The organism is Raoultella sp. T31, assembly GCF_002806725.1.
Classification (GTDB): domain Bacteria; phylum Pseudomonadota; class Gammaproteobacteria; order Enterobacterales; family Enterobacteriaceae; genus Klebsiella; species Klebsiella electrica.
Genome location: NZ_PIBO01000009.1, coordinates 133,303 through 146,623 on the forward strand (window position 1 = coordinate 133,303; position 13,321 = coordinate 146,623).

The 13,321-nt window shown below is 56.7% G+C and carries 14 protein-coding genes and 1 pseudogene; 8 read left to right on the forward strand and 7 right to left on the reverse strand.

Going from position 1 to position 13,321, the window contains the following annotated elements:
* Window positions 1–39 precede the first annotated feature (39 nt).
* Both CWM52_RS09245 and CWM52_RS27100 read right to left on the reverse strand, forming a co-directional pair.
* Window positions 40–1,053, reverse strand: coding sequence for a Zn-dependent oxidoreductase (locus tag CWM52_RS09245; RefSeq protein WP_100683822.1), 1,014 nt, complete (start codon window positions 1,051–1,053; stop codon window positions 40–42).
* 290 nt (window positions 1,054–1,343) lie between these two features.
* A pseudogene (locus tag CWM52_RS27100) lies at window positions 1,344–1,511 on the reverse strand (hypothetical protein); the annotation flags it as partial.
* 152 nt (window positions 1,512–1,663) lie between these two features.
* Between CWM52_RS27100 and CWM52_RS09255 the strand changes: the two are divergent.
* Window positions 1,664–2,005 (forward strand): DUF1283 family protein, encoded by a 342-nt coding sequence (locus CWM52_RS09255; RefSeq protein ID WP_100683824.1) that lies wholly within the window; start codon window positions 1,664–1,666, stop codon window positions 2,003–2,005.
* 41 nt (window positions 2,006–2,046) lie between these two features.
* On the forward strand, window positions 2,047–2,607 hold the full coding sequence (gene speG / locus CWM52_RS09260) for a spermidine N1-acetyltransferase (RefSeq protein ID WP_100683825.1): 561 nt from the start codon (window positions 2,047–2,049) through the stop codon (window positions 2,605–2,607).
* Here the strand turns inward: speG and CWM52_RS09265 are convergent.
* Window positions 2,601–3,278, reverse strand: a complete 678-nt coding sequence (locus CWM52_RS09265; protein WP_407081497.1) for a YnfC family lipoprotein — start codon at window positions 3,276–3,278, stop codon at window positions 2,601–2,603. The genes speG and CWM52_RS09265 overlap by 7 nt on opposite strands.
* 135 nt (window positions 3,279–3,413) lie before the next feature.
* On the opposite strand from CWM52_RS09265, the gene CWM52_RS09270 reads away from it, so the two are divergent.
* The 5 genes from CWM52_RS09270 (at window position 3,414) to clcB (ending at window position 8,531) form a co-directional block, all read left to right on the forward strand.
* On the forward strand, window positions 3,414–3,677 hold the full coding sequence (locus tag CWM52_RS09270; RefSeq protein WP_100683827.1) for a DUF1161 domain-containing protein: 264 nt from the start codon (window positions 3,414–3,416) through the stop codon (window positions 3,675–3,677).
* 144 nt (window positions 3,678–3,821) lie between these two features.
* Window positions 3,822–6,272 carry a selenate/tellurate reductase subunit YnfE gene (ynfE, locus tag CWM52_RS09275; protein ID WP_100683828.1) on the forward strand — a complete coding sequence of 817 codons (2,451 nt, stop codon included), beginning with the start codon at window positions 3,822–3,824 and terminating at the stop codon, window positions 6,270–6,272.
* Window positions 6,273–6,314: 42 nt separating this feature from the next.
* On the forward strand, window positions 6,315–6,404 hold the full coding sequence (locus tag CWM52_RS26720; RefSeq protein WP_224742549.1) for a dimethyl sulfoxide reductase anchor subunit: 90 nt from the start codon (window positions 6,315–6,317) through the stop codon (window positions 6,402–6,404).
* A 42-nt stretch (window positions 6,405–6,446) separates the two neighbouring features.
* The gene (gene dmsD, locus CWM52_RS09280) at window positions 6,447–7,055 is read left to right on the forward strand and encodes a Tat proofreading chaperone DmsD (RefSeq protein ID WP_100683829.1); all 609 of its coding nucleotides are present in this window, start codon (window positions 6,447–6,449) and stop codon (window positions 7,053–7,055) included.
* A 180-nt stretch (window positions 7,056–7,235) separates the two neighbouring features.
* On the forward strand, window positions 7,236–8,531 hold the full coding sequence (gene clcB / locus CWM52_RS09285; protein ID WP_100683843.1) for a voltage-gated ClC-type chloride channel ClcB: 1,296 nt from the start codon (window positions 7,236–7,238) through the stop codon (window positions 8,529–8,531).
* On the opposite strand, the gene bioD is transcribed toward clcB, so the two are convergent.
* The 3 genes from bioD to CWM52_RS09300 form a co-directional block, all read right to left on the reverse strand.
* A complete protein-coding gene (gene bioD / locus CWM52_RS09290) occupies window positions 8,484–9,179 on the reverse strand; it encodes a dethiobiotin synthase (protein ID WP_100683830.1) in 696 nt (231 codons plus the stop codon). The genes clcB and bioD overlap by 48 nt on opposite strands.
* A 127-nt stretch (window positions 9,180–9,306) precedes the next feature.
* On the reverse strand, window positions 9,307–10,527 hold the full coding sequence (gene mlc / locus CWM52_RS09295; RefSeq protein ID WP_100683844.1) for a sugar metabolism global transcriptional regulator Mlc: 1,221 nt from the start codon (window positions 10,525–10,527) through the stop codon (window positions 9,307–9,309).
* A gap of 124 nt (window positions 10,528–10,651) precedes the next feature.
* Window positions 10,652–11,554 (reverse strand): LysR family transcriptional regulator, encoded by a 903-nt coding sequence (locus CWM52_RS09300; RefSeq protein WP_100683831.1) that lies wholly within the window; start codon window positions 11,552–11,554, stop codon window positions 10,652–10,654.
* A gap of 117 nt (window positions 11,555–11,671) precedes the next feature.
* Here CWM52_RS09300 and CWM52_RS09305 point away from each other — a divergent pair, with 117 nt between their 5' ends.
* Window positions 11,672–12,922: an MFS transporter gene (locus tag CWM52_RS09305; protein WP_100683832.1), complete on the forward strand. Its 1,251-nt coding sequence runs from the start codon at window positions 11,672–11,674 to the stop codon at window positions 12,920–12,922.
* Between the two features lie 34 nt (window positions 12,923–12,956).
* Here the strand turns inward: CWM52_RS09305 and CWM52_RS26725 are convergent, their stop codons facing one another.
* Entirely contained in the window at window positions 12,957–13,049 is a 93-nt protein-coding gene (locus CWM52_RS26725) for a KPN_01571 family protein (RefSeq protein WP_416308799.1), read from the reverse strand.
* Window positions 13,050–13,321: the final 272 nt, after the last annotated feature.

Consider the following 13,321-nt stretch of genomic DNA (forward strand, 5'->3'; position numbering starts at 1 on the left):
TCTAATTGTTAGAAATCGAGACTGCATTTATTATTAGAGTCAAAAGGTCAATAAAACCTTACAACAGCTCTTTCTGTCTTTTTCAAAAACGTCGATAGCATCAATAATATTTTGATATTCAAAAACATGAGTAATGAGCGCTTCCGGATCAATTAATCCTTGCTCTAACCACGCCAGGACAACGGGGAATTTATGCGCATTCAGCCGCGATGAGAATATAGACAGCTCTTTACCGGTAATCCCCTGTTGGGCAACCTGAGAAGGTTCGGTTGAGAATCCCATAAGGACAATTCTGGCCGCCGGAGAAGCCAGCGTGACGGCTTGTTGAAAAATTGAGGGGTGGCACGCCGCATCAATAATCAACGTCGGTTTGATGCCTTTATCCTGCAGGCTGTCAGCCAATGACACTTCAGCGTTGTTGATAGTCCAGTCGGCACCATTTCGTTTCGCCATTTGCAGGCGTTCCTCGATCTGGTCAGCCACAATCACTTGCTTAACCCGATAGACCCGCTTCAACACCTGAATCGTGGTTAAGCCCATCGGCCCGGCACCAAATACCAGCGCGATGTCCTGAGTCGTCGGTTTAACCTGCCCGGTCACGTTGGCGGCGATGGTGAAAGGCTCAACCATGACCGCGTGCCGGTCAGGTACCGCGTCCGGCACTATCCAGCAATTTTGAGCGGGCACAACCGCATACTCGCTAAAACCGCCATCCCGGTGGACACCAAGCACCACCAGAGAAGTACATACATTGGGTTTGCCCACTGAGCAAGGGTAGCAATGACCACAGCTAATCACCGGATCAACGCTCACCCGCTGGCCGACCTTCCTGTCCGTCACCCCCTCGCCAACGGCGTCAATGATGCCGTAGAATTCATGGCCTATAACGCGCGGGTATTTAGCAAAAGGATTATGCCCGCGGTAGATATGACTGTCCGAACCGCAAATTCCCGCCAGCTGAACTTTTACCCGCACTTCTCCTGCCGCAGGTTCCGGCCGCGCGCGTTCTTCGACTACCAGGTCATCAGGCTGACGAATCACAATACTTTTCACATTTCTCTCCTTACCCGTTCCACAAGTCCTCACGTCCAGTCTGGCCACAGGCAAACAGACTGGTTCATACGGGATTTCGCGACCCGCTTGTCATCAAAGCCCCGGTTTTCTCCCGGAGGCGTATAGCCGTTGTCCGCCGGTCTCTTTGTGCAGCAAACCGCCAACAACCGATCAAAATTAAAGCATCAGACCTACTACCATACAAGTATGAAATTAAAAAAAGACGCGTTCTGTCACACTCTTACGTCAACATGGGTAAGACGCGCCGAACGCTGGAGGCGGCATAAAGCGTAGACGGTGAGAAGGAACGCAGCCCGCAATAACCCGGCGGGATTAACAGGACGCCGACGCATCATCGCCAACCGTCTCCCGCCGCGTTTTAACCAGAGCCAGGATAAATAGCATCCGGGCATTTCACCGAGCGCGGTGGCGAAGAAAAGCCGCGTTGTTTTAAACATTAAAGACACGTAAAGAGAGCGGGTTGTCGGCCCATTTCAGGCAATAATCCTGCTCTCCCGCACTCTTTTGTCGGGTATGCCGACGAAAAGAGATGTAGTAAACTGTCTGTAGATTCCAGGAGTTTCCCCCTTATCACTCAAAGGAAATCGTGATGAAAACGACACAGAACACACGTTGGTGCCTGACAACAATGCTGGCGCTGAGCGCCGTACTCTTTAGCGCATCGTCGTTCGCGCAAACCAGCAAGCTGGTGATTGAATCCGGCGATAGCGCGCAAAGCCGCCAGCAGGCCGCCATGGAAAAAGAGCAGTGGAACGACACCCGCTCTTTGCGTCATAAGGTCAACACCCGCGTCGAAAAAGAGTGGGACAAGGCTGACGTCGCTTTTGATGCGCAGGACAACTGCCAGAAAAGTGCGAACGTCAACGCGTACTGGGAACCGAACACCCTGCGCTGCCTCGACCGCCGCACCGGTCGCGCCATTACGCCTTAATCCATCGGCGCGATAGTTAGCTTTTATCGACAGGAACAGCCATGACTGACGCTTATTCCATCAAACTTCGTCCGCTCGAGCGTGAAGACTTACGTTTTGTCCACCAGCTCGATAATAATGCCAGCGTAATGCGCTACTGGTTTGAAGAGCCCTACGAGGCTTTTGTCGAGCTCTCCGACCTGTACGATAAACACATTCACGATCAGAGCGAACGCCGGTTTGTTATCGAATGTAATGGTGAAAAAGCCGGGCTGGTGGAACTGGTCGAGATCAACCATGTCCATCGACGCGCCGAATTTCAAATCATCATTTCACCGGATTATCAGGGCAAAGGTCTGGCGACACGCGCGGCGAAGCTGGCGATGGACTACGGTTTTACCGTTCTCAATCTGTATAAACTGTATCTCATCGTCGACAGCGAAAATGAAAAAGCCATCCACATCTACCGCAAACTTGGTTTTATGGTCGAGGGGGAGCTGATTCATGAATTTTTTATCAACGGCGAATATCGCAATACCATTCGTATGTGCCTGTTCCAACACCAGTATATTACCGAACACCGTACCCAGGGACAGTCGCTGCTGAAGCCCACGGCTCAATAGTATTCGATACTGTTTTTGATGGTATAAAGACGGGTTAACGGCGGCTGAACGCTTTCATCGATAACCTGCAGCTGGCAATCAACCGGGTTATCGTGGCTATCGTAATCGCAGGTTTGACGCACATTTCCCAGTTGACGATCGTTGAAGGTGCTGGTCGCCGTATAATCCAGCTTTTTACGCGGATCCCTCGCCGGCGTGGAGACCACCGTAAAACGCTCGTTTTTCGCCACGGTGGTTTTACCGGTCGGATAGCCCTCGCTGTCATACTGGTAGGTGGCGGTCGTCTCTTTCCCACGCGCGGCCACCACAAAACCGTTATCGTCCGTTTCCCAGGTGATGCCTGCCGACGGCAGCTCCGCGAGCTGACATTTTCCCTGCAGGCGCAGGCGTTTCTCGCGGGTGTGGGCGTCAAGATAGAAGTTGGCATCCAGCATCAGCGTCGCGCCGGTATTATTTTCCCGGTCTTCCAGCGCCAGCAGATCGAAACAGCCCTCCCTGGACAGGCTGGCGCTCACCCGTTTTACCACCTCGTCGTGTTCGTCAAACAGGGTCTGGCTAAAATCTTTCACCGGACCGCGCAGCGGATCGAACTCGAACTCATTGGAAAAACTCGCCATTTCCGGCGTAAACGCTTCAGGCGACTTCTGCGCATCGCAGGCGCCGAGCACCATCACCGCCGATATCAGCAATAACCGTTTTTTCACGCCGAATCCCTTTTGTGCATATTGCAATCATATTAGCAAATACAATTGTTTACACCAGTTCTGCTATGCTTAGATCTGGATAACGTTATTAAGGAGTCTATGATGAAACGCTCTCTCTGGCTATGCGTCGCCCTGCTGCTGGGTTCCGCCCCGGCGCTGGCCGCTCCCGATTCCTGCGAACGCGTGAAGAACGATATTCAGCAAAAGATCGTCAACAACGGCGTGCCGGCCGCAGGCTTTACGTTAGCTATTGTGCCCAACGATCAACCCGATCAGCCCGGCGCCCAGGTGGTCGGCCACTGTGCTAACGATACCTTTAAGATTACCTATACCCGCACCGCCGACTCAGACAACGACGCCCGTTAACCTGTTATTTTCATTCGAAGGATATTATCCCTGAGTTGACCAGGGATAATATCCTTCTACCCCACTCTGGGTATGATTGCTCACCCATACACCGGGAAATGCTACCGGCAATCTTTCAGCAGCACGACAACGATGGGGTGAGCCATGTCCAGTCAGGAACATTCTGGCGGCGTCAGCCGACGCACGTTAATTAAATCGTCTGCGATAGGCTCACTGGCGCTTGCCGCCGGTGGACTCTCGCTTCCTTTCAGTCTGCGTTCCGCTGCGGCGGCCGTTCAGCAGGCGACGCAGAGCGAAGAACGCATCGTCTGGGGCGCCTGTTCGGTAAACTGCGGCAGCCGCTGCGCACTGCGTCTGCACGTGCGCGATAATGAAGTCACCTGGGTAGAGACGGATAACACCGGAATGGATAATTATGGCGACCATCAGGTACGCGCCTGCCTGCGCGGCCGTTCCATTCGCCGACGGATCAATCACCCGGATCGCCTGAATTACCCGATGAAACGCGTCGGCAAACGCGGCGAAGGCAAGTTTGAGCGCATCAGCTGGGAAGAAGCACTGGATACCATCGCCAGCAATCTGCAAAGAGTGGTGAAAGACTACGGCAACGAGGCGGTTTACATTAATTATTCATCGGGGATCGTCGGCGGTAATATCACCCGTTCCTCACCATCGGCCTCGCCGGTCACGCGCCTGATGAACTGCTACGGCGGGTCGCTGAATCAGTACGGCACCTACAGTACCGCCCAGATTGCCTGCGCCATGCCCTACACCTACGGCAGCAACGAGGGCAACAGCACCTCGGATATCGAAAACAGCAAACTGGTGGTGATGTTCGGCAATAATCCGGCGGAAACCCGCATGAGCGGCGGCGGCATCACCTGGTATCTGGAGCAGGCCCGCGAACGCTCCAACGCGCGGATGATTGTCATTGATCCGCGCTACACCGATACCGCCGCCGGGCGGGAAGATGAATGGATCCCTATTCGTCCGGGCACCGATGCCGCGCTGGTGGCCGGTATCGCCTGGGTACTGATTAACGAGAATCTGGTCGATCTGCCGTTCCTCGATAACTACTGTGTCGGCTACGACGAAAAAACCCTTCCCGCCGGCGCCCCACCCAATAGTCACTACAAAGCCTACATTCTCGGCCACGGCGAGGACGGCACCGCCAAAACGCCGCAGTGGGCATCGCGTATCACCGGGATTCCCGTCGACCGAATCATTAAACTGGCCCGGGAAATTGGCACCACCCGACCCGCCTGTATTTGCCAGGGCTGGGGACCGCAGCGTCAGGCTAACGGGGAACTGGCTTCGCGGGCGATTGCCATGCTGCCGATTCTGACCGGAAACGTCGGCATTAACGGCGGCAACAGCGGCGCGCGCGAATCGACCTATACCCTGACCATTGAGCGCCTGCCGGTGCTGGTCAATCCGGTCAAAACCGCCATCTCCTGCTTTAGCTGGACCGACGCCATCGCGCGCGGCCCGGAGATGACCGCGCTGCGTGACGGCGTCAGAGGCAAGGAGAAGCTGGATGTGCCGATTAAGTTTATCTGGAACTATGCCGGCAATACCCTCGTCAACCAGCATTCCGATATCAACAAAACCCACGAAATTCTCGAGGACGAGAAAAAATGCGAGATGATCGTGGTGATTGAAAACTTTATGACCTCTTCGGCGAAGTATGCCGACATTCTGCTGCCGGACCTGATGACCGTCGAACAGGAAGACATTATTCCTAACGACTATGCCGGGAACATGGGCTACCTGATTTTTATTCAGCCCGCGACCACGGCGAAATTCGAGCGCAAACCGATCTACTGGATCCTCAGCGAAGTGGCCAAACGCCTCGGCGACGATATTTATCAACGTTTTACCGAAGGTCGCACTCAGGAGCAGTGGCTGCAGTATCTGTACGCCAAAATGTTGGCCCGCGATCCCGCGCTGCCCGGCTACGAAGCGCTGAAAGAAATGGGCATTTACAAGCGGAAAGATCCGGACGGCCATTTTGTCGCCTATCGCAATTTTCGTGAAGACCCGCTCGCGCACCCGTTAAAAACCCCTTCCGGCAAAATTGAGATTTATTCCAGCCAGCTGGCGGATATTGCCGCCCGTTGGCAGTTGCAAAAAGATGAAACCATCAGCCCGTTACCCATTTACGCCTCCACTTTCGAAGGCTGGGATGACCCGCTGCGCGACCAGTTCCCGCTGCAGCTTTTCGGTTTTCACTACAAGGCCCGAACCCACTCCAGCTACGGCAACGTCGATGTACTACAGGCCGCCTGTCGCCAGGAGGTGTGGATCAATCCGCTTGATGCCAGGCCGCGCGGCATTAAAAACGGCGATCTGGTGCGCGTCTTCAACTCGCGCGGCGAACTGCGGATTGCGGCGAAAGTCACGCCGCGCATCATGCCCGGCGTCGCGGCCATGGGTCAGGGAGCATGGCATGACGCCAGTATGGACGGCGACCGCATCGATCGTGGCGCCTGCATTAATACCCTGACCACCCAGCGGCCTTCACCGCTGGCAAAAGGCAATCCACAGCATACCAACCTCGTTGACATCGCCAGAGTGCAGGACGCGGCGTCATGATCTTCCGGGTTCAATATCTGACCACAGGCAAGGAGGGAGCCCATGGGTAATGGATGGCATGAATGGCCGCTGGCGCTGTTCACGGTGCTCGGGCAATGCAATAATCGCCAGCGGCGCCCGATGGCTGGTTAATATTCAGGCGTGGCACCGTCCCGCCGCCGTAAGGAAGAGTACATGATGCAAGTTCACTACCGCGACGCCGTCGCGTTGAGCGCCCGCACGCTGGGCGCCCTGTTTTCATTTTCCCCGGACAGCGCGCAGGCCGCGCCGCTGGTAGCGGCTCTGCGAGACGGCAGCTGGCAGTCACAATGGCCTTTTCCGCTGGCCGAATCGCTGGCGGCCGGGTTCGCCGCCGCCAGCGATGAACCACTTCCCCAGGCCTGGCAACGCCTGTTTATCGGTCCCTGGGCGCTGCCCGCCCCGCCGTGGGGTTCGGTGTGGCTGGATAAAGAGAATGTGCTGTTCGGCGACTCCACTCTGGCATTGCGGGAGTGGATGCGAGCGAACGGGATTGCTCACGCGGCGCAAAGCCAGGAGCCGGAAGACCATTTTGGCACGCTCCTGCTGCTCGCCGCCTGGCTGTGCGAGTCCGGGCAGGAGGAGGCGTTTTCGCAGCTGCTCGCCTGGCACCTGCTCCCCTGGTCCGGCCGGTTCCTTGCGGTGTTTATCGCCGGGGCCGGACACCCCTTTTATCAATCCCTCGCAGAGCTGGCGCAGGCGACGCTCGCCGAGTGGCAGCGCCAGCTTCCGATTGCCGTCGCCGACAAGCCGCTATATCGCTAAACGCATCGCCATGCCGGGAAACGGGCATGGCATTTTTAGTGACAACGTCACGCAGTCGGTATTCATTTCAGCGTTCTCATCTCCTCGCAGTTTTGCCGTTCAGGCATTTATAGCTTTTGCGTCTAAGCTTATTTCCCATCACAATAAGTCTATGTTTCCTGCTAATGACCGTAACCAATGATGCATCGTCTGCATAATTATCCTGATGTTCAGATCATGTTTCGTCGCCTGCTGATTGCAACCCTGGTCGGTATGCTGGCGGCGCTGGCCGTTGCGCTGTTTCATTGCGCGATGGGGATACTGGAAGGACTGTTTCTGCACGATCATAGCGGCAGTCTGGTCAATGCCGCCGAGGGGCTACCCGGCTGGCGACGTCTGCTCACGCCGGCCGCTGGCGGGCTGGCAGCCGGCGCGCTGCTGTGGCTCTGGCAATACCGAACCCGCCAGCGCCCGCATGCGCCCACCGACTATATGGAAGCGCTGGATAGCGGAGACGGTCAGTTTGATACCCCGGCCAGCCTGATCAAATCTCTGGCCTCGTTATTGGTGGTGACCACCGGCAGCGCGATTGGTCGCGAAGGCGCGATGATTCTGCTGGCCGCGCTGGCCGCGTCGCTGTTCGCCCGCCGCTTCACGCCAAAAGCGGAATGGAAACTGTGGGTCGCCTGCGGAGCCGCCGCCGGGATGGCCAGCGCCTATCATGCGCCGCTGGCCGGCAGTTTGTTTATTGCCGAAATTTTATTTGGCACGCTGATTCTTGCGTCACTGGGCCCGGTGGTCATCTCCGCGGTTATCGCCCTGCTGCTCACGCAGTTGATCAACGGCGGCGCGTCGCCGCTGTATCAGGTGGCGTTTCACGAGACGCTGACCGCTCTCCACTACGCGCTGATGCTGGCTACCGGGCTGCTGGCCGGGCTATGCGGGCCGCTGTTTATCGCGATGATGAGCTACAGCCACCGCTGCTTTTTGCGCCTGCATCTCTCGCCGCCGTGGCAACTGGCGCTCGGCGGGATCATTGTCGGCCTGCTGTCGCTGGTCACGCCTGCGGTATGGGGCAACGGTTACAGCACGGTACAGCATTATCTGCAGTCACCGCCGCTGTTTAGCGCCATCGCGGTGGTCTTTGTGTGCAAACTGCTCGCAGTTTTGGCCAGCAGCGGATCCGGCGCACCGGGCGGCGTGTTTACCCCAACGCTGTTCGTCGGTCTGGCGATGGGCATGCTGTTTGCCAGCTTCAGCGGACTGTGGCTGCACCACGATCAAGGGCTGGCGATTATGATTGGTCTGACCGGAATGGCGGCCTTTCTGGCGGCCACGACGCATGCGCCGATTATGTCGACCCTGATGATTTGTGAAATGACCGGGCAGTACGTATTACTGCCCGGCTTATTGATTGCCAGCGTGCTGGCATCGGTGCTCTCCCGGACGTTACGCCAGGACTCTATCTACCGCCATCACGTCGCCGAGCATGGTTAGGTCAATATACTGGCTCAGCTCCCGCTGTTCGGCGCGCGGCAGGTAAGGAAGCTCGCCAATCAGCGGCCCGGGCAGCTTTTTGCTCAGCACCTCGATGATTTCCGCGTAATGCGCTAAACCCGGGTTAATCCGGTTTGCCACCCAGCCAATCATCGGCAGACCGTCGTTAGCAATGGCCTGCGCGGTCAGCAGAGCATGGTTGATACAGCCCTCCTGAATGCCGACGACCATCACCACCGGAAGCTGCTCCTGCACCACCCACTCTGAAAGAGGACGCAGATCGTTCATCAGGCTTCGCCAGCCGCCGGTCCCCTCAACCACCACATGATCGACCTGCCCGCCCAGACGCTGGAGACCATCCGACAGCAGCCCGTAGTTGATAGGACTGCTGTGTGCCACGCTGCTTTCATCTTCGCTTAATGCTATGGGATTGACAGCATCATACGGTAACGCCAGCGACGACACGCTCTGTAAAATCAGCGCATCTTTATTACGCAATCCGTCCGGCGTCTCTTTGCTGCCCTTCGCCACAGGCTTGTATCCCGCGACGCTTTTGCCGCTGGCAGCCAGTGCCTGCAACAGCGCACGAGAAACCACTGTCTTCCCGACAGAGGTGTCAGTACCTGTTATAAAGAAACGCTTAAACATCATTAACCCCACAGTTATGTTGACGAGTTATACAGAAGAGAAGGAATAAACTGTGGGAAAAGTCTACGCCAGACCGCCGGATACCGGCTTGAGATAGCGCAATTTTTGGTGTGACTATGAAAAAATGTTAACCCTGTAACAGTCGAATAAGCAGAGATCCGTTATAGAGGGCGTCCTTCACCAGCGCGGCGCCGGCCATCGTTCCACGGTTAGAGAACTGCGTGCTTTCAACGCTAATATGCCGACTGTAGGCAGGCAGGGATTGTTGGCGAATACAATCTGAAATGGCAGGGAATAAGATATCGGCCGCCAGACTAAACGGTGAGCCGATGAGGATTTTTTGCGGGTTGAACAGATTCACCATGATTGCCAGAATCCGCCCGACGTGCTGGCCGACACCGCTAATAATATCCCGCGCCAGCAGATCGCCCTGCAGCGCCGCCTGGCACAGCCACTCCACGCTCAACGGCTGCTGATGCAGCATCGAACTCATTGATTTCGCCATTCGCACCTGGGCCAGCTCCAGCACGCTTTCGACGCTGGCGATAGTCTCCAGACAACCGTGGTTGCCGCAGTAGCATCGCTTGCCGTAGGGATCGACCTGGGTGTGGCCGATCTCAACCAGGCTGCTGCTGCCCGCATGCAGCAGACGACCATCGGTGATCACCCCGGCGCCGACGTTATGATCAATCACCACCTGAATAACATCCCGCGCCCCGCGGGACGCGCCAAACAGCGACTCCGCCATCGTCCAGGCGCTGATATCGTGCTGGATATAGACCGAGACGCCGGTGTGGTTCGCCAGAACCTCGCCAAGCGGCAGATCTTTGACCTCGTCATAAAATGGCATCCGGTGAATCACGCCGTTTTCGGTATCAATGATGCCCGGCAAAGTGACGGCGATGGCGGTCAGACGCTCCAGTTTCTTTTGATGGCGGATAAAGAATTGATCGATATGCGCAACCACGCGCGTCAGGAACGGCTGCGGGTGCTCAAGCGCCAGCCCGAGCTGCTCCTCGACCACCAGCTTGCTGCTGAGATCGCGCAGCGCAAGGTGAATTTCACCGCGGCTGATTCGCACGGAGAGATAGTGCCAGGCCTCGGTCTCGACCATCAGACCCACGGCGGGACGCCCGCGGCTCCCCGGCTCCTGAATTTCCGTCTCCTGAACCAGATGCGCTTCAAGCATTTCACGCACGATTTTAGTAATGCTGGCCGGTGCCAGTTGCGCAAAACGGGAGAGGTCGATGCGCGACACCGGGCCAAGCTGATCAATCAGGCGATATACCGCTCCTGCGTTGGTCTGCTTTATTTGATCGATATGGCCTGGCTGACTGTCCGCTACCACCATTGACTCCCTTTATTTTCGCGCTTCGAAATAAACTTTTAGCTATGGTGAAGCACTTGGGTAGCACTCGTCAAATTTTTACTTAGCCTTGTGATTTACCGCACATTTTTGACTATTTTTAGTCTTAATTATTCAGCGCAGCGGCAGCAAGCAGGTATTGCCGAAAGCGCTGCGCCGCCTGACTCTGTTCATGATGCTTCGACCATACCAGCCACATTTCCGAAACGGCATCCTGTTCTTTGATCGGCAGCCAGCGCATTTCGTTGAGCTGCACCCGCTTAAACGACGCCGGTAATATCGAGACCCCAAGTCCGGAAGCCACCAGACCAATAATCGTCATCGCCTCGCCGACCTCCTGGGCGATCGTCGGCGTCTGACCATAGCGCCGCATCAGCCCCAGAATGTCGTCATACAGCCCGGTTCCGACGTGCGGATCAAAAAAGACAAACGGTTCGCGGGCCAGATCCACCAGGCTTACCGCCTGCTGACGCGCCAGGGGATGGTCGCTCGGCACCATCGCCAGCAGCGGTTCACGCAGCACCCGCTCCCAGACCAGCGTCTCCGGCAGCTGCGTATTGCGCATCAGCCCCAGATCGAGGGCGCCTTCATTCAGCGGCACAATCTGCTCGCGGGTATTGGTTTCCCGGGTCTGAATATGCACGTCGGGATAGCGTCGACGAAAGGTGGAGAGCGTATCGGACACCGCCTTGATAAACGGCGCGGAGGAGGTAAAGCCAATGTGCAGTTCCCCGGTTTCACCGTGGTGCAGACGGCTTGCGCGCGCCGCCGCATCGTCGACCAGGCTGAGGATGTGCCGACTGTCGGCAAGAAACTGTCGCCCCGCCGCCGTCAGGCTCACGCTGCGGTTGGTTCGGGCGAAGAGGCGCGCGGCAATCTGTTGTTCAAGTATCTGGATCTGCTGGCTTAACGGCGGCTGCGAGATGTTCAGCCGTGCCGCCGCGCGGCCAAAATGGAGCTCTTCGGCGACGGCAATAAAGTAGCGCAGATGACGCAGCTCGATATTCATATTTAAAACGTCTTATTTGAGATTATTAATATATTAGACAGAATATTTACATTTTCATACCCTTAAAATGTGATCTGTGATGTTCCCTAACTCTGTGTTCTCAGCAAGGATTGTTCCGTGAGTCGTACAACTACCGTTGACACCGTGCCGGCAAGCGAGGTCAGCGACAATGTTATATCCCAGCCAAATCAGTTTATTAAACGCGGTACCCCTCAGTTTATGCGGGTCACTCTCGCCCTCTTCTCCGCCGGTCTGGCCACCTTCGCCCTGCTCTACTGCGTCCAGCCGATTCTGCCGGTACTCTCGGCCGAATTTGGCGTGACTCCCGCCAGCAGTAGCGTTTCGCTGTCGATTTCCACCGCGATGCTCGCCGTTGGCCTGCTGTTTACCGGCCCGCTTTCGGATGCTATCGGCCGTAAACAGGTGATGGTGACCGCGCTGGTGCTGGCCTCATGCTGTTCTTTACTGTCTACGATGATGTCGAGCTGGCACGGCATTTTGATTATGCGGGCGCTGATTGGCCTGTCGTTAAGCGGCGTGGCGGCGGTCGGTATGACCTATCTGAGTGAGGAGATCCACCCCAGCGTCGTCGCCTTTTCCATGGGGCTGTATATCAGCGGCAACTCGATTGGCGGAATGAGCGGTCGTCTGCTGACCGGGGTTTTCACCGACTTTTTCGGCTGGCGCGTGGCGCTGGCGGTGATCAGCTGCTTTGCGCTGGCCTCGGCGATTATGTTCTGGCGAATCCTCCCGGAGTCGCGGCACTTCCGCCCGAGTTCACTGCGTCCTAAAACCCTGCTGATTAACCTGCGCCTGCACTGGCGCGATCGCGGGCTGCCGCTGCTGTTCCTCGAAGGATTCCTGCTGATGGGCTCGTTTGTCACCCTGTTCAACTACATCGGCTATCGTCTGATGATGTCGCCCTGGTCGCTGAGTCAGGCGGTGGTTGGCCTGCTCTCCGTCGCTTATCTGACCGGGACCTGGAGTTCACCAAAGGCCGGAGCGATGACCGCGCGCTATGGCCGCGGCCCGGTGATGCTCGCCTTTATCGCCGTGATGCTGGCCGGGCTGATGCTGACCCTGTTCTCATCGCTGTGGCTGATATTTGCGGGCATGCTGCTGTTCTCCGCCGGTTTCTTTGCCGCCCACTCGGTCGCCAGCAGCTGGATTGGTCCTCGTGCGCGCCGCGCCCGCGGCCAGGCCTCGTCGCTGTACCTGTTCAGCTACTATCTCGGTTCCAGTCTTGCGGGGACATTAGGCGGGGTATTCTGGCATAACTATGGCTGGAACGGCGTGGGCAGCTTTATCGCGCTGATGCTAATGGCAGCACTGCTGACTGGCGTTTGCCTGCACAAACGTCTGCAATAATCTCTCTGCACGTGGCCTTCATCGGCCACGTCTTTCACCACATGCCCAGTACCGACGAAGCACCCAATAGCTCTCTGACGGCATCGATAGACAGCAGTGCAATAAACAGTATAGTGAACGGATTCATCATAACTCCCTGACTACGGCCTGCGCTCGCATAAGTTTAGCCGCTGTTCAAAAAGAATCCGCTATTCTGACCACAGCAATATGACAATATTTCGATCCTGCCTGCGCCCGGACGGAAAAACGGGCGCAGTCGTCCGTCACGCCCCCCGTGTGCGCCGGACCCAGCGGCATGGCCGCGCCTTACGTCTCGTATGGAAGATTAGTGCGGATCAGGATAGTGTAGTGATGTGATGGACGCCCTTTCCTGAAGCAGCCAGTGCCATACTTTACTGT